Annotated in this window: 22 protein-coding genes; 10 read left to right on the top strand and 12 right to left on the bottom strand. The window is 62.5% G+C overall.

Translation table 11 applies throughout. The features are described from left to right. Positions 1-13: 13 nt before the first annotated feature. Positions 14-1,150: a carboxylate-amine ligase gene (locus AC6I9R_RS14050; RefSeq protein WP_461426191.1), complete on the bottom strand. Its 1,137-nt coding sequence runs from the start codon at positions 1,148-1,150 to the stop codon at positions 14-16. Positions 1,151-1,362: 212 nt separating this feature from the next. Between AC6I9R_RS14050 and AC6I9R_RS14045 the strand changes: the two genes are divergently transcribed. Together AC6I9R_RS14045 and AC6I9R_RS14040 are read left to right on the top strand one after the other, a co-directional pair. Then, positions 1,363-1,938: a hypothetical protein gene (locus tag AC6I9R_RS14045; protein WP_461426190.1), complete on the top strand. Its 576-nt coding sequence runs from the start codon at positions 1,363-1,365 to the stop codon at positions 1,936-1,938. A 144-nt stretch (positions 1,939-2,082) separates the two neighbouring features. Continuing rightward, positions 2,083-2,259, top strand: a complete 177-nt coding sequence (locus tag AC6I9R_RS14040; RefSeq protein WP_461426189.1) for a hypothetical protein — start codon at positions 2,083-2,085, stop codon at positions 2,257-2,259. 110 nt (positions 2,260-2,369) lie between these two features. On the opposite strand, the gene AC6I9R_RS14035 is transcribed toward AC6I9R_RS14040, so the two are convergent. After that, the gene (locus AC6I9R_RS14035) at positions 2,370-2,771 is read right to left on the bottom strand and encodes a hypothetical protein (RefSeq protein ID WP_461426188.1); all 402 of its coding nucleotides are present in this window, start codon (positions 2,769-2,771) and stop codon (positions 2,370-2,372) included. Positions 2,772-2,802: 31 nt separating this feature from the next. Next, the gene (locus AC6I9R_RS14030) at positions 2,803-3,654 is read right to left on the bottom strand and encodes a nuclear transport factor 2 family protein (protein WP_461426187.1); all 852 of its coding nucleotides are present in this window, start codon (positions 3,652-3,654) and stop codon (positions 2,803-2,805) included. 111 nt (positions 3,655-3,765) lie between these two features. Between AC6I9R_RS14030 and AC6I9R_RS14025 the strand changes: the two genes are divergently transcribed. Then, positions 3,766-4,263 (top strand): MarR family winged helix-turn-helix transcriptional regulator, encoded by a 498-nt coding sequence (locus AC6I9R_RS14025; protein ID WP_461426186.1) that lies wholly within the window; start codon positions 3,766-3,768, stop codon positions 4,261-4,263. 182 nt (positions 4,264-4,445) lie between these two features. Beyond that, on the top strand, positions 4,446-5,573 hold the full coding sequence (locus AC6I9R_RS14020) for a hypothetical protein (RefSeq protein WP_461426185.1): 1,128 nt from the start codon (positions 4,446-4,448) through the stop codon (positions 5,571-5,573). Between the two features lie 257 nt (positions 5,574-5,830). Here the strand turns inward: AC6I9R_RS14020 and AC6I9R_RS14015 are convergent, their stop codons facing one another. Then, entirely contained in the window at positions 5,831-7,330 is a 1,500-nt protein-coding gene (locus AC6I9R_RS14015) for a CoA-acylating methylmalonate-semialdehyde dehydrogenase (protein ID WP_461426184.1), read from the bottom strand. 121 nt (positions 7,331-7,451) lie between these two features. Here AC6I9R_RS14015 and AC6I9R_RS14010 point away from each other — a divergent pair, with 121 nt between their 5' ends. The 6 genes from AC6I9R_RS14010 to AC6I9R_RS13985 all read left to right on the top strand — a co-directional run bounded on the left by AC6I9R_RS14010 (position 7,452) and on the right by AC6I9R_RS13985 (position 12,599). Beyond that, entirely contained in the window at positions 7,452-8,354 is a 903-nt protein-coding gene (locus AC6I9R_RS14010; protein WP_461426183.1) for a LysR family transcriptional regulator, read from the top strand. 60 nt (positions 8,355-8,414) lie between these two features. Beyond that, positions 8,415-8,849, top strand: coding sequence for a CBS domain-containing protein (locus AC6I9R_RS14005; protein WP_461426182.1), 435 nt, complete (start codon positions 8,415-8,417; stop codon positions 8,847-8,849). Between the two features lie 104 nt (positions 8,850-8,953). Further along, positions 8,954-9,448 carry a pantetheine-phosphate adenylyltransferase gene (gene coaD / locus AC6I9R_RS14000; protein ID WP_461426181.1) on the top strand — a complete coding sequence of 165 codons (495 nt, stop codon included), beginning with the start codon at positions 8,954-8,956 and terminating at the stop codon, positions 9,446-9,448. Positions 9,449-9,496: 48 nt separating this feature from the next. Continuing rightward, positions 9,497-10,000 carry a peptidylprolyl isomerase gene (locus tag AC6I9R_RS13995; RefSeq protein WP_461426180.1) on the top strand — a complete coding sequence of 168 codons (504 nt, stop codon included), beginning with the start codon at positions 9,497-9,499 and terminating at the stop codon, positions 9,998-10,000. Continuing rightward, positions 9,993-10,625 carry a peptidylprolyl isomerase gene (locus tag AC6I9R_RS13990; RefSeq protein ID WP_461426179.1) on the top strand — a complete coding sequence of 211 codons (633 nt, stop codon included), beginning with the start codon at positions 9,993-9,995 and terminating at the stop codon, positions 10,623-10,625. The genes AC6I9R_RS13995 and AC6I9R_RS13990 overlap by 8 nt, the downstream gene beginning before the upstream one ends. Positions 10,626-10,790: 165 nt before the next feature. After that, on the top strand, positions 10,791-12,599 hold the full coding sequence (locus AC6I9R_RS13985; protein WP_461426178.1) for an ABC-F family ATP-binding cassette domain-containing protein: 1,809 nt from the start codon (positions 10,791-10,793) through the stop codon (positions 12,597-12,599). Here AC6I9R_RS13985 and AC6I9R_RS13980 read toward each other — a convergent pair. From AC6I9R_RS13980 to AC6I9R_RS13945, 8 genes are all read right to left on the bottom strand, one after another. Beyond that, positions 12,596-13,039, bottom strand: coding sequence for a DMT family transporter (locus AC6I9R_RS13980; RefSeq protein WP_461426177.1), 444 nt, complete (start codon positions 13,037-13,039; stop codon positions 12,596-12,598). The two genes, AC6I9R_RS13985 and AC6I9R_RS13980, sit on opposite strands and share 4 nt — an antisense overlap. Positions 13,040-13,054: 15 nt before the next feature. Then, a complete protein-coding gene (locus tag AC6I9R_RS13975) occupies positions 13,055-13,741 on the bottom strand; it encodes a hypothetical protein (protein WP_461426176.1) in 687 nt (228 codons plus the stop codon). 76 nt (positions 13,742-13,817) lie between these two features. Further along, the gene (locus tag AC6I9R_RS13970; protein ID WP_461426175.1) at positions 13,818-14,222 is read right to left on the bottom strand and encodes a PaaI family thioesterase; all 405 of its coding nucleotides are present in this window, start codon (positions 14,220-14,222) and stop codon (positions 13,818-13,820) included. Next, on the bottom strand, positions 14,219-14,647 hold the full coding sequence (locus AC6I9R_RS13965; RefSeq protein WP_461426174.1) for a YybH family protein: 429 nt from the start codon (positions 14,645-14,647) through the stop codon (positions 14,219-14,221). Before AC6I9R_RS13965 ends, AC6I9R_RS13970 begins: the two co-directional genes overlap by 4 nt. Positions 14,648-14,854: 207 nt before the next feature. Next, positions 14,855-15,412: a DUF2971 domain-containing protein gene (locus AC6I9R_RS13960; protein ID WP_461426173.1), complete on the bottom strand. Its 558-nt coding sequence runs from the start codon at positions 15,410-15,412 to the stop codon at positions 14,855-14,857. Positions 15,413-15,542: 130 nt separating this feature from the next. Continuing rightward, positions 15,543-15,974 carry a hypothetical protein gene (locus tag AC6I9R_RS13955; protein WP_461426172.1) on the bottom strand — a complete coding sequence of 144 codons (432 nt, stop codon included), beginning with the start codon at positions 15,972-15,974 and terminating at the stop codon, positions 15,543-15,545. Next, positions 15,967-17,928 (bottom strand): DNA topoisomerase IV subunit B, encoded by a 1,962-nt coding sequence (parE, locus tag AC6I9R_RS13950; RefSeq protein ID WP_461426171.1) that lies wholly within the window; start codon positions 17,926-17,928, stop codon positions 15,967-15,969. Before parE ends, AC6I9R_RS13955 begins: the two co-directional genes overlap by 8 nt. Before the next feature lie 142 nt (positions 17,929-18,070). Continuing rightward, on the bottom strand, positions 18,071-19,195 hold the full coding sequence (locus AC6I9R_RS13945) for a hypothetical protein (RefSeq protein WP_461426170.1): 1,125 nt from the start codon (positions 19,193-19,195) through the stop codon (positions 18,071-18,073). Positions 19,196-19,253 lie beyond the last annotated feature (58 nt).

Below are 19,253 nucleotides of genomic sequence, written 5' to 3'. Positions count from 1 at the left end.
CCGCGACATGGGGCTAAAGATCAGCATGGAAGTCCTCGATCAAATGTTCCACCACGCCGCGCATGGCCGCCTGGTGCGACCCGCCTGCCGCGCGGGTGCCGCCGTAGACCTTGCGTTGCCGGTCCGCGCTGGTCTCGGTGGCAAGACCGCGCAGGCGCTGCACCTCTTCCACACAGCCCAAAGCCTCGGCATCTTCCGCCGTCAATTCAATCAACTCGTCCACCAACTCCGGCAAAGGCACCACCGCGCCGCGCCCATAATCGATCAACCCTTCGCCCACACCGTAGCGCTGCGCGCGCCAGCGGTTCTCGTTGATCAGGAACCGGTCATAGACCCGCCAGCGCTGGTTCGTGGCGCGCAGCCGCATCAGCATCCGGGTCAGGCATTGGATCAAGGCCGACAGCGACAGTTGATCCTCCAGCCGGGGCGAGACATCGCAGATCCGCGTCTCCAGCGTCGGGAAATTGGCCGAGGGCCGCAGGTCCCACCAGATTTTTGAGCTGTCCTCAATCATCCCAAGATCCACCAGCAGATCGACCGTGCGCCGGAACTCGTCAAACGAGGTGAATTCCGGCGGCAGCCCGGTGCGGGGCAGGTTGTCGAAGACCGTCAGCCGGTAGCTCGCCAGCCCCGTGTCGCGCCCCTGCCAGAACGGCGAAGAGGTCGAAAGCGCCAGCAGATGCGGCAGGAAGTAGGTCATCTGCCGCATGATATCCACGCGGTCATTCTCCGACGGCAGGCCGACATGGCAATGGGCACCGCAAATCAACATCCGCTCCACCACGCCGCCCAGATCGCGGGCCAATTGGTTGTAGCGATCCTTGTTGGTGTGGCTCTGGTCCTTCCAGTCGGCGAAGGGGTGGCAAGATACGGCGATCGGCGACAGGCCAAAGCCCGCCGCACATTCCGCCACCGTGCGGCGCAGGTTTTTCAGGTCGGCGCGCGCGTCGGCAATCGTGGCGCAGACGCCGGTGCCGACCTCGATCTGGCACTGCAGAAATTCCGGCGAGACCTGGGATGACAGTTTGTCCGCGCAGGCCGCCATCAGATCATCGGGCGCCTTGGCCAGGTCGAAGGTCTCCAGATCGACAAGAAGGTATTCCTCCTCGATCCCCAAGGTGAAGTGCTGATCCGAGAATGCCTGAGCCATCCAATCCTCCCGCCCGTTCCCCAGCCTGTGCCGGAGCGGGCGGATTTTGCAAGGGAATTGGCCGGGTTCGCCCCCTTCACGCAGCACGCCGCGTTTTCCGTCGGTCCGGTTTCCCGCAATCGCGCGGGCCGCGTGGTGATGTCAGGTTCGCCTCACCGGCCCCGATGTTGCGGGGCACATTTTTGAACCGAACTCATTTAAGGAAACTCATTATGAACCGTCGCAGCTTTCTCTCCACCTCGCTTCTCGCCGCCCCGGCGCTGATCTCGCTGTCCGCACTGCCCGCCCTGGCGGGCGCCACGGGCTCCACCCTCATTGAGGCCAATGGCCTGACCTCCTCCGGCACTCTCGATATTCCCGGTTTCGGCGCGGGCGGCAACGGGTTGGTCAACATGGCCTTCACGACTGGCCCCGATGTGCGCGCTCAATTCGGCCCCGCCGCCGTGTCCCGCGTCATGGGGGCCGCGGCTGGGGACCGCTTTGGCGTTGTCTACAACGGCTACAACGGCACCGACACGCACCGCACGGAATGGACGCTCAACGGCGTCTCGGCGGGTGGTGCCCATGCCCGCTTCCGCGTCGACGGCGCGTTGGAGGCTGATGCCTCCGCCGTCATCGGCGGTGACCAGTACCAAGGCGCGGGCGTGGCCGCGATGATCATGGCCGCGCTGTCCGCCGGCTCCACCCTGCGCGGCTCTTCCGCCAGCCTGGTGCAAGCCCTGGTGCGGCCCCACACGGCGCCTGCCGGAATGTCCTTCGGGCTGGAGGTCACCGTCAACGCGGCCTGATCAACGCACCGGGGCAGGGAGGGCCTTATCCAGCAGGGTAAGGCTTTCCTGCCCCCAAGAGCCCCCGAGGGTAGGGTTTCCCGCAATCGCAGCCCCCCGCCCGAGACGGTACATCTGGATCAACGCATCAGAGGAAACACCGCCATGCTCATCCGCTCCATCCTGACCCTCGCCGTCCTCGCCTCTTTCGTTTTCGGCGCCGCCGCCAACGCCGACACGCCGCGCGTGGCCAGTAACCTGACCGCCCAGGTCGACGGCATCACCAGCCCCGGCGATGTGCCGCTGAACGTCGCGCCCTCCGGCACCCCCTGGAGCCGCTAACCCCATTCCCCCACGACCCTCCCTGTTGGACTTGCCCCTCGGACCTCCCGCCGAGGGGCTTTTTTTCGCGTCCCGGCCAAATCGTGGCTACTCTGTCTCTGCGGCGGAGATCAGCTCGGTTGCCGCCCTCGATACTGGCGCAGTTTCACAAGCATGTACGCCTGTAGGGCGGCTGTTCCAAATCCAATGATGATGATCGGCGTATTGCCCCCGATCACGGCATGGGTGCCGTCCAGAAAGTCGACGACAATACGGAACACCAGAAAGCTCTCCATCATCGGGCGCGACTTGTGCAACAGGGCATAGGCGCCCATCGCGGCGGTGCCGAGGTTGCGGGCACAAAACAATCCCGCAGGCCCCGCCAGATCGAAAGCACCCTCGGCGTCCGAGGCCGCCCAATGCCCCCACATCGCCGCCGGATTGGTGTAGATCACAACGGCAAAGACCACGGACACGAACGTCACGAACCAAAGGTAGTAGTAAATCCACTTGGGATAGGGGGCGTCAGACATCAGGTAGCCTCGCTGCACTAGTTGAAAACACTCAGAATTTTCCGGGATAGCCTTCAGGCAGGTTCTCGGTGGGGATCGGCGCGATGACGTCCCAATGCTCCACGATCAACCCGTCGTCCAAACGCCAAAGGTCGTAGAACGCCGTCGGCTGGTCTCCCATGGTCCCCTCCGCGCCCGTCAGCACGAAATTCCCTTCCGCCACCACAAGGCCAACGTCGCGATACTGCATCGCCATACCGCTGGCCGCATTCTGCGCCATCAGGTCCTGCAACCCCTGCAAGCCATCGCCCGCATCGGGGTTGTGTTGCAGATAGAGCGTCGGGTTGATGTACTGCGTGACGTCGACACGCTCCCCGCCGATGAACATCCGTTCAACCAGGTCCAGTACCAACTCTCGGTTGGCCTGCGTCTGGTCCAGATCAGTAACCTCTGTCGCGCCGTCAACTTGCGTGCGCCCGGCCGGATTGGGCTCGGATCGCAGGGGCGTAAGGTTGTCCCAATGCTCGGCAATCCGGCCGCCTTCGATCCGGAACACGTCGAAGGCCACCATCGGCGTGGGGCCGAAATTGTAATAGGTTGAATGGGTTGCGACCAAATCACCTTCGCCGAAGATCCGATGCAGCTCTGTCGGGGGCGGGACAGGGGCATCGGGGTCAACGGGACGCGACAGAAACGCCTCAATCGTCGCCGAGCCGGACGGAAGCATCGGGTTTCGCTGAATATAGTCTTCGGTGAAATAGGTCTGAACGGCGTCAGGATCCCGCGCGGCAAACACGTACTCCAGCATATCGAGCACAAGCTGACGATTGGCGGCCACATCGGCCTGGGCCAGGCCGGCAGTCGCCATGAACACCATGACAGTGAGGGAAAGGGGTTTGAACATCGCGTCTTCCTGCTTGAACGAATCTATCTTTCCAGAAAGATAGTTGCAGAAATCCCGCCTGACAACCCGCCGCGCAAGCATTAGGTTTTGGGCCATAGATCGGAGCGCCGCGTGAGTGACCCAAACGAACCCAGTTGGCCAAAGGACCGCCCCGCCGAGGCGCGGATCGTGCCCGGGCTGTTCCGGTGCCGAAACTACATCTGGGACAACGACCACCGCATTGTCGAAAGCCACGGCGTAAGCTGGTCGCAATTCCTGGCGCTCTCCGCCCTCCGCTCCGCCGCGCCGGACTTCATCCTGTCCCCCACGCAATTGTACCAGGCCGCACAGGTGACGTCCGGCGGGATGACGAAGATGATGCACGGCTTGACGGACCTGGGTCTGATCGAGCGGGTCGATAACCCCGACGATGGCCGAAGCCGCCTTGTGCGCCTGACACCCAAAGGCGCCAGGTTGGTAGAAAAAATCGTCGAGCAACTGGTCCAGGTCAACAAAGCCCTGATCGGCGGCATCCTGGAGGGCGACGAAGCAACAGAATTGGCGCGTTTGCTCCGCAAGTTGAGCGTTGGTTTGCAACACCGCTCAGACCGGGAAGGGGGAGGAAACTAGCACCTCCGTCGCAGAGCGGCAAAAGGAATGACCGGCGCGCGACGGCAGCTATGTCCCGCAAAGGCGTCATCCGAGGTCGTTTTTCCCGCCGCGCCGCCGGATGTCAGGTTTGAGCCCTCTTCGACTGATGCTGCGCTCTGTGCGAAGGTCCGCTTTGGCGACGAGTATTGCAGCGCATCTCCGTGTGTGATGAACTTTTTTTAGTCTCGCTTGGAGAAGAAATTCAAATGCTGAATCACGAGTATGGCGGCCCGACATTTTTTGTTTTCGGACGCGGACGCAAACCGCTCGATGTTATCGCGAGCCATTTGCAGGTGCTGTTTCAGAATGCAGTCATAGCCCTGCGGAGACCGCGTTGGAGAGTGCTGTTCGACAGCGTTTTCTCAACGGTTCCTCGTCGTACGAAGCTTAGGTTGGTGGATGAACGGAATAGCGTTGGAATTGCACTTGGCCACGAGAGTATAGCAACCGTTTCCGCGCTTGATCGAAAGTTGGGCTTGGTTGTCGACGATACTGCGAGACACACAGAGTTTGGATTCGCCAACAAAGAAATCGCACATGTATGCGCCGCTGACAGCATGGCGGCTCTAGCGTTTACTACCTCTCGCTCTGGTTACGCCCGAGAGCTCGGTTTGGCACATGTACACGGCTTAGGTCCGACCATCGGCTTGGCGATGATCGTATTGCGACTTAACGATTGGGTGCCTCAAGTGCGCGCGGCATCTGTCAAAGCCATTGAAAGGCTGATGAAAAACGACGGCGGACCAAATGGTGGACTGCATTACATGATAGCAGGCTCAATGGGTTTGCTACTTGACGAAAATAGGTTTGGTCGAATGGCGCAGCCCGAAAGGAACACAGTAGAGGCTCTCATCTCGTACCCAAATGTGAAGGACGCGCTACGCAGAATTCTCGTCTTTGGCGACTCAGATCGCGCTGACAACCAAATCTTGCACATCATCCTCCAAACCGGCTTCTACGATGAGTTGCTTCCAGAGATCGCAGAAAAAGCAAAGTGCTCGTACCGGCGTTTGATCGCGTCTAGAGTTATACTTTACGGAAAGTACATCTGGAAAGAAGAAGGCAAGGTTCGGGAACGAAAGATTGAACTACAAGCCTATACCCTAAAAGTCGTCAGAAGCGCGCTCCTCGATAAGTCGGCCAATGTTGCCTTTGCTGCACTTGGCTTCTTAATCGAAACTCGGAATTTGAGCGCGCTAGACGATAGCACCATCGAAAAGTTCCTGGGGAGGCCGGAGGCATCACTCGCAAAAAGAATTGCGGTATTACGAAGCATGATCGGTAGATAGCCGAGTTGTTGTTGAAAGCGGACACCGACAGCCAATTCAGGAACGGCAACAGAGTCCCGCAGAGCTGCCATCGCTCCCGGCGGAGGCCGTGGATAGACGGGCCCGGACGTTCTCGCCGACATCAGGGCCATGCGTCGTCAGCCCGCGCGGGGTTAACAGAAGGTTAACAGAATTGCCTTTGTGGAGCAAAAACAATCTGTTAACCTCCCTGCTCAAGCTTGAGCAAGCTGCGATAGAGTGGCGGAGGACGCCTCGGATCACTCCATGACGGGGATCGTGAACTCGCCGCCTTCCTTGATGCCCGAGGGCCAGCGCGAGGTGACGGTTTTCGTCTTCGTGTAGAAGCGGAACGCGTCCGGCCCGTGCTGGTTCAGGTCCCCGAAGGCCGATTTCTTCCAGCCGCCAAACGTATGGTAGGCCAGCGGCACCGGGATCGGGACGTTGATGCCGACCATGCCGACATTCACGCGGGAGGCGAAATCCCGCGCCGCGTCGCCGTCGCGGGTGAAGATCGCGGTGCCGTTGCCGTACTCATTGTCCATCGCCAGTTTCAGCGCTTCCTCGTAAGAGCCCGCGCGCACGGTCGACAGGACCGGGCCGAAGATTTCTTGCTTGTAGATGTCCATATCCGGCGTCACGCGGTCGAACAAATGCGGGCCGACGAAGAAGCCGTCCTCATAGCCCTGCAGGCTGAAATCGCGGCCATCCACGACCAGCTCCGCCCCTTGGTCCACGCCGGTTTGCACGAGGCGCAGGATGTTCTCCTTCGCCATCGGCGTGACGACGGGGCCGTAGTCCACATCCTCGCCGGACGTATAGGGCCCGACCTTCAGGGCCTCGATCTTCGGCACCAGCTTCTCGATCAGGCGATCCGCGGTTTCCTCGCCCACCGGCACGGCGACGGAGATCGCCATGCAGCGCTCGCCTGCGGCACCGTAACCGGCACCGACCAAAGCGTCGGCGGCCTGGTCCATATCGGCGTCGGGCATGATGATCATGTGGTTCTTGGCGCCGCCGAAGCACTGTACGCGCTTGCCGTTGGAACAGCCGCGTCCGTAGATGTATTCGGCGATCGGGGTGGAGCCGACGAAGCCCACGGCGGCGATCGTCTCGTTATCCAGGATCGCATCGACGCTTTCCTTGTCGCCGTTGATCACCTGCAAGACGCCATCGGGCAGGCCCGCTTCTTGCATAAGTTCGGCCAGCATCATCGGGACGGAGGGGTCCCGCTCGGACGGTTTCAGGATGAAGGCGTTGCCGCAGACAAGGGCAGGGGCCATCTTCCACAGTGGGATCATTGCCGGAAAGTTGAAGGGCGTGATGCCAGCGGCCACGCCCACGGGCTGGCGCATGGAGTACATGTCGATGCCGGGGCCGGCGGCGTCGGTGAATTCACCCTTCAGGTGATGCGGTGCGCCGATGCAGAATTCCACGACTTCCAGGCCGCGCTGCACGTCGCCCTTGGCGTCGGGGATCGTCTTGCCGTGCTCGCGGCTGAGCGCCTCGGCCAGTTTGTCCATATCGCGGTGCAGCAGGCTGACGAAGGCCATCATCACCCGCGCGCGGCGTTGGGGGTTGGTGGCGGCCCAAGCTACCTGGGCTTTCGCGGCATCGGCCACGGCGGCGTCGAGTTCTGCTGTGGAGGCGAGCGCCACCTTGGCCTGAACCTCGCCCGTGGCGGGGTTCCAGACGTCCTGCGTGCGGCCCGACGTGCCCGCGACGTGTTTGCCGTTAATCCAGTGACCGATCTGTTGCATGTGGCTCTCTCCCAAGGTTCCAGGTTTGCGCGGACCATAGCCTTGCATTTGTGTTGGGAAAAGGGACAGGTTCGCAGGGTCATTTTGCAAAAATGAGCGTATGGGATGAATTGGCTGAAAAATGAACTGGGATGACCTGCGCGTCTTCCTGGCCACCGCTCGATCCGAGACGTTAACGGCGGCGCGCGGCGCTTTGCGGCTGGACCCGGCCACCATCGCGCGGCGGATCGCGCGGTTGGAGGCGGCGGCGGGGGCGGCCCTGTTCCTGAAATCGCCCCAGGGTTACCAATTGACGGAAGCGGGCCTGCGCCTTTTGTCCCATGCGGAGGAGGCCGAGGCGGCCTTGTCGCGCGGCATGGGCGCGCTGACCGGCTCGTCCGAGCAGCTGTCGGGCACCATCCGCATCGGCGCGCCGGACGGCTGTGCCACGTATCTTCTGCCCCAGGTCTGCGCGCGCATCGCCGAGGCGCACCCGGATCTGGACCTGCAGATCCTGGCCTTGCCGCGCATCGTGAACCTGTCGCGGCGCGAGGCGGATGTGGCGATCACCGTCAGCAGACCCAAGACGGACCGGCTGCACGGGGAAAGGCTGAGCGACTACAAGCTATCCCTTGCCGCGTCGCAGGAGTACCTCACAGCCCATGGCGCGCCGAAATCCCTGAAGGATCTCAAAGACATGCGGATGATCGGCTATATCCCCGATATGATCTTCGATGCGGAGTTGGATTACCTCTCGGCGCTGGATGTGTCCCGTGTGCCGCTGGCCTCCACTTCGGTCTCGGTGCAGTTGCAGATGGCGCGGGCGGGCGGCGGGTTGGCGGTGGTCCACGACTTCGCGCTGCCCACGGCGCCGGAACTGCGGCGGGTTCTGCCGGGCGAGGTCTCGCTGACGCGGACCTTTTGGCTGACCACCCACGCAGGCCCCCGGGATGCGCGGTTGGGGCGGATCACGGGGCTACTGCGCGACGGGTTGCGCGGCGAGATTGCGCGGCTGGAAGGCCTCGCCGCCGTGCGTCGCGCTTGACAGGTCGCCCGCCAAGGGACGACGTTGGCGGGCATAACGTGAATGTGAAGGAGGCCCGCCATGCTCGTGCAACAGATCCTGAAGGACAAAGCGGAGGCGGAGGTCGTCACGATCGCGCCCGGCTCTAGCGTGGGCGACGCGGCCAAGGTCTTGTCTTCCAAGCGCATCGGCGCGCTGGTCGTGTCCTCAAAAGGGACCGACATGGCGGGGATCCTGTCCGAGCGCGACATCGTGCGCGCCATCGGCAGCGGCGGGCCGGGGTGCCTGGCGGACCCGGTGGAAAGCCTGATGACCTCCGAGATCATCTCGGCCACCCGCGATGAGACCATCGATTCCGTGCTGGGGAAAATGACCGAGGGGCGGTTTCGCCACATGCCGGTGATGGAGGGAGCGGCGATGGTTGGCCTGATCTCCATTGGCGATGTGGTCAAGGCGCAGCTGGCGGAACTGGCGATGGAGAAAGAGGCGCTTGAGGGCATGATCAAGGGCTTCTGAGCCGCAACGCCCAAACGATCCGCCCGCCGACTTGGTTGCAACCCCCCGGGCATTCGTGTTTCGTCCCCCCGAATGGAGAGGCCCGAATGGAGAGGGAGGTGCGCATGCGCACGGGATTGTATCCGGGAACCTTCGACCCGATTACGCTGGGTCATGTGGATATCATCAAGCGGGCCTGCCGGTTGGTCGACCGGCTGGTGATCGGCGTGGCGATCAACCGCGACAAGGGGCCGCTTTTCACCCTCGAAGAGCGCGTGGCGATGGTTGAGGCGGAATGCGCCAAGATGACCGAGCAGTTCGGCACCGAGATCGTGGCCCACCCCTTCGAGAACCTGCTGATCGATTGTGCCCGCGATGTGGGCGCCGAGATGATCATTCGCGGCCTGCGCGCCGTGGCCGATTTTGAGTATGAGTTTCAGATGGTTGGCATGAACCGTAAGCTCGACGACAGCATCACTACCGTGTTCCTGATGGCCGAAGCCGAGCATCAGGCGATTGCGTCCAAACTGGTCAAGGAAATCGCGCGATTGGGCGGCGACGTGTCGTCCTTCGTGACGCCCCGGGTCAACACGGCCCTACTTGAGAAATACCCGCGCTAGGTCCATCTAGCGCCCGAACTTATCCCGATAATCCCTAGGAGTGCCGACATGGCCGACATCAAAGACCCCGAAAACACTGTTCTGATCGAGCTGAAGGACGGCACCGTGACCATCGAGCTGCTGGCTGACGTGGCCCCCCAGCATACCGCGCGGATGAAAGAGCTGGCGCGCGCCGGTGCCTATGACGGCGTGGTGTTTCACCGCGTGATCGACGGTTTCATGGCGCAGACCGGCGACGTGCAGCACGGAAAGAAAGACGGCGGTGATCTGCGCCGCGCGGGCACGGGCGGGTCCGACAAGCCGGATCTGCCGGCGGAATTCTCCAAACTGCCCCACTCGCGCGGGACACTGGGCGCGGCGCGGTCGTCCAACCCGAACTCGGCCAACAGCCAGTTCTTCATCAACTTCAAGGACAACGATTTCCTGAACGGGCAATACACCGTCTATGGCCGCGTGCTCTCGGGCATGGAGCATGTCGATGCGATCACCAAGGGCGAGCCGCCCGCGGACCCTGATATGATGATTTCGGTCAAGGTGGCGGCGGATGCCTAAGGCCCCTCGCGTTGCTCGGGTCTGGGCGCCCCTCCTCGCTACGCTCCTCGCAGCGGCTCCGATTGGGGCGCCGGTTGGAGCGACGGGGATCGAGATTGATGTGACGGGCGAGGCCGAGGGCACGATTGTCATCGACCTGTTCGAGGATGTCGCGCCGCTGCACGTGGAGCGGATCACGACGCTGGCCGAAGAGGGCGCATACGAGGATGTCGTCTTTCACCGCGTGATTGACCGGTTCATGGCCCAGACCGGGGATGTCGAGTTCGGCAACCTCGGCCAGGACATGCGCTATGCGGGGCGGGGCGGGTCGACCTACGACGATCTGCCGGCCGAATTCTCGGACCTGCCGTTTGATCGCGGGACCCTTGGCATGGCACGCTCGCAAAGCCCGAATTCGGCCAATAGCCAGTTCTTCATCGTGTTCGAGCCTGCGCCGCATCTGAACGGGCAGTACACGGTCTTTGGTCAGGTCGTCGACGGCATGGATGTGGTCGACATGATCCGCCGGGGCCGGGGCCGCAACGGCGCCGTGACCGGAGAGCCGGACCGCATGACGGCGGTGCGGGTGCTAGATTTCGATCCGGTAGCACCCGAGCCTGAGGCGGAAGAAGAGGCGTCCGAATAGGGCCTGGGCTGGGGCCTGCTGAGTTTGGGAACGGGCGCGCCGCAAGGTGTGCCCGTTTTTCGTGTGACGTTGCTCGGGCGTGCAACCGGCCCCTCCTCCAGCCTTCGGCTGTCCTCGCAGCCTTCCGGGGTTGATCTTCCAGATGCCGTGCCGTAGCTCGCGGATATGGCCAGACCTCCCCTTTTACAGCTCTCGGATATCGCGCTGACCTTTGGCGGCGACCCGGTGTTTTCCTCGCTCGATCTGGTGGTGCAGGCGGGCGACCGGATGGCGCTGGTGGGGCGCAACGGATCGGGCAAATCGACCCTGATGAAGGTGATGGCGGGGCTGGTGGAGGCGGATGCGGGCTCGCGCGTGCTGCCCGATGGCACCAGCGTGGGGTATCTGGAACAAGACCCTGATTTTGACGGGTTTGAGACGCTGGGTGATTTCGCCCTCGCGACCCTTGGGCCGTCCGAGGCCTGGCGGGTAGAGGCGGCGGCGGAAGGGCTGAAACTGCGGCTGGATGCCCGCGTGGACGCGGCGTCGGGCGGCGAGCGGCGGCGCGCGGCGCTGGCGCGCCTGCTGGCCGAAGCGCCGGACCTGATGCTTCTGGATGAGCCGACCAACCACCTCGATATCGACGCCATCGAATGGCTGGAAGCAGAGTTGAAGCAGACCCGCGCGGGCTTCATCCTGATCAGCCACGACCGGGCGTTTCTGAAGGCGCTGGCGCGCGGCACGCTGTGGCTGGACCGCGGCGTCGTGCGGCGGCGCGACGGCGCCTTTGACGGGTTCGAGGAGTGGCGCGACACGGTCTGGGCCGAGGAAGATTTGCAGCGCCACAAGCTTGATCGCAAGATCAAGGCCGAGGCGCGTTGGGCCGTGGAAGGCATCAGCGCCCGGCGCAAGCGCAACCAGGGCCGGGTGCGGGCGTTGGGGGAATTGCGGGCTGAACGCTCGGCCATGATCCGGCGTCAGGGGACGGCGGCGATGCAGTTGGAGGCGGGCAGCGCCTCTGGCAAGCGGGTCATTGAAGCGCGGGGAATTTCAAAGACTTACGGCGACAGCGTCATCCTGCGTCCGTTTGATATTCGGGTCCTCCGCGGCGACCGGATCGCCTTTGTCGGCCCTAACGGCGCGGGCAAGACGACGCTTCTGAAGATGCTGACCGGAGAGCTCGCGCCCGATACGGGCGATGTGACGCTTGGCACGGGCATCGAGATGGCGGTCTTTGATCAGACGCGGTCGGCGCTGGATGGCGACGCGACGCTGTGGGACAGTCTGACGAATGATCCGACGCTCGGCGTTTCGGGCCGGTCGGACCAGGTTCTGGTGCGCGGCGCGCCGCGTCATGTGGTCGGCTACCTGAAGGATTTCCTCTTCGACGAGGCCCAGGCGCGGGCACCGGTGCGGTCCTTGTCCGGCGGTGAAAAGGCGCGTCTCTTGCTGGCGCGGATCATGGCTAAGGAAAGCAACCTGCTGGTCCTCGACGAGCCCACGAACGACCTGGATGTCGAGACGCTCGATCTTCTGCAAGATCTTCTGGGGGATTATCCGGGCACGGTTCTTCTAGTCTCCCACGACCGGGATTTTCTGGACCGGGTGGCGACGGCCACGGTGGCGCTGGAAGGCGGCGGCCGGGCCGTGGCCTATGCGGGCGGCTGGACGGATATGCTGGCGCAGCGCGGCGACAAGCCGCGCCCGGATTCCGAGAAGGCGCGGACGAAGGCGGCAAAGGCCGCGGCGGTGGTTGAAAAGCCGGTAAAATCCGCGCTGTCGTTTACCGAGAAGCATCGGTTGGAGGAATTGCCCGGCGTGATCGCGCGGCTGGAGGCCGAGATCGCGAAACTGTCGGAGCTCTTGTCGGATCCTGAGATTTACACGACCCAAGCGGTGAAGGCGCAGAAGGCCTCGGACGCCTTGGCCGAGCGTCAGGCCAAGCTGGAAGAGGCCGAGATGGAGTGGTTAACGCTGGAAGAGAAAGCGGGTTAACGCGACAGGCTGAGTTGCGTGATCGCGACGCCGAGGGCCATCACCGCGATGCCCGCCAGGCGCAACCCGTTAACGGCGTTAACCTGCGCGCCGAAGAGGCCGAAATGGTCGATTGCGGCGGAACTGACGAGTTGCCCTAGGATCACGAAAAACACCGCATTCCCAACCCCGAATGTGGGCGCCACATAGGTAATGCTGAGCACATAGAACGCCACCAAAACGCCCGCCAGAAACAGGTGCCTGGGCTGCGCCGGAATGGCGCGCAACGCCTCTGCGCCCGTCAGGATCATCGTCGCCGCCGCGGTCAGAAACGCAACGATGAACAGCACCGTTGCGGCCGCCGCAGGAGAGCCGATATTGGCCCCCAACCGTGCGTTCAAGGCCGCCAGAACCGGAATGCCAATGCCTGCGGCAAACATGATGAGGGCTTGGGTCGGCATGGGCTAATCCTTTGATCAGGAACAAATACCACGAACGGGCGCGTCTTCCCACGGCAGGAAAATCGGCGTGTTATCCATACGCTCACGCAGGGGCGTCACGGGCATGACCTGGCCGATCAGCGCCTCCAGCCGCGCCGTGCGCGGGCCCTGCGGATCCAGGGCGCGGCAACAGACATATTCTTCCACCAGCGAGGCCTGCTGCTCAAACCCGTAGTCGAGGAACGGGCGCGGATCGTCGTTGGAAAACAGATACGGATCCTCGATCGTCGCGTGCTCGGCGAAGGCGCGGAACGGGTGGTAGCCGGTCAGCTCCCGGTTCTGCCATTGCCAGACGTGGGTCATCTCGTGGGCGAAGAACATCGCCGCCACCAGGCCGCGCGTGCCGTCGGGAAACCGGGTGTAATCGTCCAGCACCAGATCCTCGCGCAGATGCATGGTGTTGAAGAACACAATGCCGCCGGTTTGGGCAGAGACGGTTGGCGTCGTCGGAGGGGGGAAAATCCTTTCGCGACAGGTCGTTGGAGGGCGCGTCGGATAGGTTTGGGTGATCAGGCCCACCAGCGGGTTCTGCGCGATCCGCACGGGCCGAGGGTCAAATGTATCTCCCTGCAACTCGGCCATGTAAGCGGCCTCTGCATCGGTTAACGGACGCCCGCAAGCGGCGAGGCAAAGGGTTAACAGGATCAGGATAACGGTCCGCATGGGCCAAATCGTGCCGGGAAATCGCAGCAGGCACAACCCGTACACCGGGCCGTACACACCCCGTACACCCAAACGCCTAGGGCAGGGCGAGGGTGGCCGTCGCGGTGGCCACCGGTTTGCCGGTATCCTCGGCGCTCAGATCCGCCCGCGCAAACGCCAACGACCGGCCCGCGCGGACGATCTGGGCCCGGCACAAAATCGCCGTGCCGGACCCGGGACGCAAAAACTGCGTATCAAGCGTCACGGTGCCTGCGGGCACGAAATCCCCGACGTAGCCCGCCAGCGCGAGGATGATCGTCGTATCGGCCTGCGCCGTCAGCGCCTGCCCGCAGACGATGGCGCCGACCCGCGCCAATTGCGGGGTCAGGGGCATGCGGGTGATGGCGTGGGTCGCGGTGATCTCGGGCACCTCCAACCCAAGGTCGAGAACCCAGGGCGCGAAGTGATCGGCGAGCGCAGTCTGGGCGTCGGCGGGCGTCATTGCACGGCAAGCACGTGATACATGTCGCGGGTCAGCAGGATCTGGCCGTCGATGACCTCCCACAGATGCATGTAGCGGGTGACGATGCGGTTCTCTCCGGCCTGCAGGACGACCTCGCCGACCTCCACGGCGGTGGTGTCGGTGGAGCGGATGTCGAAGGTCATGAACTGCACGTCGCGAGAGCCCGCCGCGATGGCGTCGGCGTAGTGCTGGACAATGGCCTCACGCCCCAGGATCGAGCGTTCGCCGGGCGCAAAAAGCGCCGCGTCCTCGCTGTAGATCGCGCCGATGGCGGCGAGATCCTGGGCGTTATAGGCCTCCACGAGGGCGGCCATGCGGGCGATGATCGGGTTGGAGGTGTCGTTGGTTTGGGCTTGGGCTGCGAGGGGCAGGAGGAGGGTGAGGGCGAGGAGGAGGGCGCGCATGGGAAATCCTTAAGGCGGTTAACGAATGGGGATCAGGCTACGCGCGGGAAGGGGCTTGCGGCAAGGGTGGGGTGGTTGATGGGGTGATAGTGAGGCGGCGGTTGGACTGAGTGCGAGGTCGCTGAGGAAGATTTATGCGTATGAAAAGTGCGCAACTCAGGGGGTACTGCGCCCTGAGCATTCTTTTGGAATGGATTGTGCGATCCATTACTTCCAAAGTGACTGCTTCTTTTGTTGGACGACCTTGAAGTCCCTAAAGCCGATTCGAGAAGTAATGACCGAGATTGGCTCACTTGAATACGCATCCATGATTTGGTCTGATGTCACTTTCGACTTAGGCCCAATTATCACTTCACGAAGTATCATATGACCTTTGAATGGTAAGAAGTACAATCCATTCACCTCGTCGGGTTCTCCAAGCTCCGTAATCCTTCTGTATTCTTGCTCGTATTCCCAGTGTTTGAATTTGGTCTTCAGCGCATTGCTTATGACTCGTGTGTTTGCCGATAGGTCTGAGCTTATAGGCAAGTTCCGACGATTCTTAATATATTTTACTCGGTTCAAAAATCTGTCATCAATGTCGAAACCTAACGCAAGACCGCTGTGATACTCGGCATAGTGGCTCCACATGACAGGGTTGCCCCAGCTTTTGCAGAAACAGATGACCCCGTACTGACTACCAAAGGTTTTTCTCGCTGCAAGCCAACTATTTCGCGGTTCAGGCATCGGTAAACGATAACTCAATAGCTCGAAGGGATCGTTCATATCATCGAGCGTAGAAATCTTCAGTCGGGCTTGCCTCAAGTTTTCCAGAGCGCGCCCGGAACCATAAAACTTGTAGACTCGCATTTCGCTTCACCCGCAATAATATTTCAAAAGTTATTTGGCGCGCCCCTCACCCAATCTGAAAATCAAATACTTCCCCATCCGTCGTCTCGCACACCCCAATCGCCGTGATCTGAACCCCCGTGTACCGGAACTCGCAGCGCATCGACCGGCCTCCGTCGGAGGTCAAAATCGCGGTGCCGTAGCCTGCTTCGCTCTCGGATATCAGGTTGGCGGTGCCGCGTAGGAGGGAGCCGCCTGCGTAGGCTTGCAGCAGCTCCAACCCCTGGTTGGCGCCCTCGCGGACGGCGACCCAGCGGCCGGTGAAGGTCTCGAAACGGGTCCCGATCGTCAGCTCGCCGGAGTTGCGCAGGACGCCAGAGGTGATGTCGCCGGAACCGGTCAGGCCCGTGCGGCGGGACATGATCAGGGTTTCGGGGGTGGTGCCGCAGGCTGATAGGACCAGCGCCGCGACAATCGTTAACGCCGTTAACTTATACATCCAGCTCCTCCACGAAGCGCGCGTTTTCCTGGATGTATTGGAACCGCAGTTCGGGCTTTTTGCCCATCAGCCGCTCCACCAGATCGCCCGTTTCACCTGGCACGTCGTCATCCACCGACACGCGGATCAGTTTGCGCGAAGTGGGGTCCATCGTGGTTTCCTTGAGGTCCTTGGCGTCCATCTCGCCCAGGCCCTTGAACCGGGAGACGTCGATTTTCCCCTTTCCGCCCAAGCCCTTCTCCAGCATCTCGTCCCGTTCCAACTCGTCCAGGCAATAGACGCGGCGCGCGCCTTGTGTGAGGCGGAAGAGGGGCGGGCAGGCGAGGTACAGGTGCCCGCCGTCGATCATCGGGCGCATTTGGGAGAAGAAGAACGTCATCAAAAGCGCCGCGATGTGGGCGCCGTCGACGTCGGCATCCGTCATGATGATAATCTTATCGTAACGAAGATCCTCCAGATTGAATTTCGTGCCCATGCCCACGCCGAGGGCCTGGCAGAGGTCCGAGATTTCGGCGTTTTGACCCAGTTTGGAGGAGGCCGCGCCCAGAACATTCAGGATTTTCCCGCGGAGCGGCAGTAGCGCCTGGTTCTTGCGGTTGCGCGCCATCTTGGCGGAGCCGCCCGCGCTGTCGCCCTCCACGATGAACAATTCCGTGCCGTCGCGCGCGGTCTGAGAGCAGTCGACCAGCTTGCCGGGAAGGCGCAGCTTCTTGGTGGCGGACTTGCGCTGTGTCTCTTTCTCTTGCTTGCGGCGCAGGCGTTCCTCGGCGCGCAGCACCAGGAAATCGAGGATCGCGCCCGCTTCCTTGGTGTTCTGCCCCAGCCAGTTGTCGAAGTGGTCGCGCACGGCCTGTTCGACCAGGCGCTGGGCCTCGGTGGTGGCGAGGCGGTCCTTGGTCTGGCCGACGAACTCGGGCTCGGAAATGAAGCACGACACCAGCGCGCCCGCGCCGGTTTGCAGGTCATCGCGGGTGATGTTGGCGGCCTTCTTGTTGCCCGCAAGGTCGCCGTAGGCGCGGATGCCCTTGAGGATCGCGGCCCAGAACCCGGCCTCGTGGGTGCCGCCCTCGGGTGTGGGGACGGTGTTGCAATAGGACTGGATGAAACCGTCGCGCGCGGGCGTCCAGGAGATTGCCCATTCGACGGAGCCCGGCACGTTGAACCGGGGGCCGAAGTCGACTTTGCCAGCGAAGGGTTTTTCCGTGTAAGTGACGGATTTCCCGAGGGTTTCCATGAGGTAATCGGAGAGGCCGCCGGGGAAGTGGAAGGTGGCCTCAGTGGGCGTTTCGCCGTCATCGATAGCGGTCTTCCAGCGGATCTCGACGCCCGAGAACAGGTAGGCCTTGGAGCGGACGGTTTTGATCAGGCGCGCCGGTTTGAAGCGGTGGGAGCCGAAGATCTGCTCGTCGGCGTGGAAGGTGACGGAGGTGCCGCGGCGGTTGGCGGTGGCACCCACGGATTGGACCGGGCCCTGGGGGATGCCGCGCGAGAATTCCTGGGCGAAGAGCTCGCGGTTGCGGGCGACTTCGACGCGGACGTGATCGGACAGCGCGTTGACGACCGAGATGCCGACGCCGTGCAGACCGCCCGAGGTCTGGTAGGCCTTGCCCGAGAATTTGCCGCCCGCGTGGAGCGTGCAGAGGATCACTTCAAGGGCGGATTTGTCGGGGAATTTCGGATGCGGATCGACGGGGATGCCGCGCCCGTTGTCGGTGATGGTGATGGAGTAATCGGCGTTCAGCGCCACCTCGATCCTTGTGGCATGGCCCGCGACGGCCTCGTCCATGGAGTTGTCGAGCACCTCGGCCACGAGGTGATGCAGCGCACGCTCATCGGTGCCGCCGATGTACATGCCGGGGCGCTTGCGGACGGGCTCTAGCCCCTCCAGCACCTCGATGGAGGCGGCGTCATAGGCCTGAGCGTCGGGCGTGCCGGAGAGGAGGTCATCAGCCATTGGTCTGCTCTATATTGTGGGCGGTTTTCCCAATAATGGCAGGTTTGGGGGGCAGGGGGAAGCGGGCGCGCGGAAGTTTCGCGCCGCCGCCGGAGGGCGCCTGGGCCGCGCGGGACCCGTGACGCGGCGGCAGGGGGCCGTTTCAGTCGCCTGCCACCTGCGCCGCACTGACGGGCGGAACCGCGACCAGAAGGGCTTCGATGGCCTTCTGGGAACTATAGTAGGCGTTGTGGGCCTGCTGAGAGGGCAGCGGCAGGGTGGTGATGGCGGGCAGATCCACGTGCGTGATTTGGGCCTTTTCCGAAATTTTGGGCACCGGCACGGCGAGGCTGTCGCGGCGAATGCGGTAATCGGTCCAACTGGCCAGGCTCGGCTTTGCGTCCTGCAGATGTTCCAGGTCGCGGCGAATCCAGTCCTGCTGGTGGGCAAAGACCCCCAGGACAGTGCCCCAAGTGAACAGATGGACGCGCGGCAGGTCACTGCCGAACTCTGCCAGCGCATCAACCGCAATAGCGCCGCCGAAAGAATGGGCGACGACAAACACTTCTTCGACATCAGGGTCCCCCAGAATAATATCCAATTGATCCGTCGCGCGTTTGCGCAGTTTGGAGCGCAGGCTTGTCTCCATCGGCGCGGATCTTTCGTCGCCCAGATAGACTTTCGCGAATTGCGCGATATTGGCCACCGTTTCCAACCGCCCATTTCCCACAAGCAGCAGAATGAACGCGACGGGCCAGAAGGCGAGCACGTCGCTCCAAAAGTCGCTGATATTTTCGACATTGATCCGAAGCCTAGAGAGCGCGTCAGCGATCGGTTCCGGGATGAGGCTGGGGTTTGATGCAATTAGGTTCAGGAACGCCACCGTGACCAGAAGATACCACAACAGTAGCAAAAGGCCTGCCCCGATCAGCCAAACGCGGGACCACGACGGGATGGCCGGCCTGCTTGATCGCAAGGCGTAAAGGCCCCAATAGGCGACCAGCATCGTGGCGCGTTTGAACTTCTCCCAGGTCGATTCTGCCGAGTAATCGGGGATGATATCGCTCCAGAACACCTCGTAGACCCGCAGGTCGAGCGCTTTTGACGGGTCGTCCCGCGAAATCGCGTTCAGCCCGACATAGCTTTTGCCAGCGCTCGGGCGGTCCTGGGTTTCGGACACCTTGTAGGCCTGGGCATCGCATAAAATGAAATTCGCCAGCGCGTCGCGAATTTGCTCGCGTTGAACGCGGTCAAACCCCGGAACCATTAGAATTGCACGTTCCGCCATCTGGAAATGTCCTTATCAAATAGAATTCAAATGCAGCTTAACGCCGGGTATTCGTTTT

This window comes from Gymnodinialimonas sp. (assembly GCF_059726805.1).
Note: the sequence above shows the minus strand (reverse complement) of the source record. Positions and strands in the feature narration are given on the sequence as shown.

What these genes read in the sequence shown, in the direction of transcription:
- AC6I9R_RS13960 (WP_461426173.1), bottom strand. Translation starts at nt 15,412, where the DNA reads ATGAACGATCCCTTCGAGCTATTGAGTTATCGTTTACCGATGCCTGAA.
- AC6I9R_RS14035 (WP_461426188.1), bottom strand. Translation starts at nt 2,771, where the DNA reads ATGTCTGACGCCCCCTATCCCAAGTGGATTTACTACTACCTTTGGTTC.
- AC6I9R_RS14050 (WP_461426191.1), bottom strand. Translation starts at nt 1,150, where the DNA reads ATGGCTCAGGCATTCTCGGATCAGCACTTCACCTTGGGGATCGAGGAG.
- coaD (WP_461426181.1), top strand. Translation starts at nt 8,954, where the DNA reads ATGCGCACGGGATTGTATCCGGGAACCTTCGACCCGATTACGCTGGGT.
- AC6I9R_RS13995 (WP_461426180.1), top strand. Translation starts at nt 9,497, where the DNA reads ATGGCCGACATCAAAGACCCCGAAAACACTGTTCTGATCGAGCTGAAG.
- AC6I9R_RS13965 (WP_461426174.1), bottom strand. Translation starts at nt 14,647, where the DNA reads ATGCGCGCCCTCCTCCTCGCCCTCACCCTCCTCCTGCCCCTCGCAGCC.
- AC6I9R_RS14015 (WP_461426184.1), bottom strand. Translation starts at nt 7,330, where the DNA reads ATGCAACAGATCGGTCACTGGATTAACGGCAAACACGTCGCGGGCACG.
- AC6I9R_RS13980 (WP_461426177.1), bottom strand. Translation starts at nt 13,039, where the DNA reads ATGCCGACCCAAGCCCTCATCATGTTTGCCGCAGGCATTGGCATTCCG.
- AC6I9R_RS13985 (WP_461426178.1), top strand. Translation starts at nt 10,791, where the DNA reads ATGGCCAGACCTCCCCTTTTACAGCTCTCGGATATCGCGCTGACCTTT.
- AC6I9R_RS13945 (WP_461426170.1), bottom strand. Translation starts at nt 19,195, where the DNA reads ATGGCGGAACGTGCAATTCTAATGGTTCCGGGGTTTGACCGCGTTCAA.
- AC6I9R_RS14010 (WP_461426183.1), top strand. Translation starts at nt 7,452, where the DNA reads ATGAACTGGGATGACCTGCGCGTCTTCCTGGCCACCGCTCGATCCGAG.
- AC6I9R_RS14040 (WP_461426189.1), top strand. Translation starts at nt 2,083, where the DNA reads ATGCTCATCCGCTCCATCCTGACCCTCGCCGTCCTCGCCTCTTTCGTT.
- AC6I9R_RS13955 (WP_461426172.1), bottom strand. Translation starts at nt 15,974, where the DNA reads ATGTATAAGTTAACGGCGTTAACGATTGTCGCGGCGCTGGTCCTATCA.
- AC6I9R_RS13990 (WP_461426179.1), top strand. Translation starts at nt 9,993, where the DNA reads ATGCCTAAGGCCCCTCGCGTTGCTCGGGTCTGGGCGCCCCTCCTCGCT.
- AC6I9R_RS13970 (WP_461426175.1), bottom strand. Translation starts at nt 14,222, where the DNA reads ATGACGCCCGCCGACGCCCAGACTGCGCTCGCCGATCACTTCGCGCCC.
- AC6I9R_RS14045 (WP_461426190.1), top strand. Translation starts at nt 1,363, where the DNA reads ATGAACCGTCGCAGCTTTCTCTCCACCTCGCTTCTCGCCGCCCCGGCG.
- AC6I9R_RS13975 (WP_461426176.1), bottom strand. Translation starts at nt 13,741, where the DNA reads ATGCGGACCGTTATCCTGATCCTGTTAACCCTTTGCCTCGCCGCTTGC.
- parE (WP_461426171.1), bottom strand. Translation starts at nt 17,928, where the DNA reads ATGGCTGATGACCTCCTCTCCGGCACGCCCGACGCTCAGGCCTATGAC.
- AC6I9R_RS14030 (WP_461426187.1), bottom strand. Translation starts at nt 3,654, where the DNA reads ATGTTCAAACCCCTTTCCCTCACTGTCATGGTGTTCATGGCGACTGCC.
- AC6I9R_RS14005 (WP_461426182.1), top strand. Translation starts at nt 8,415, where the DNA reads ATGCTCGTGCAACAGATCCTGAAGGACAAAGCGGAGGCGGAGGTCGTC.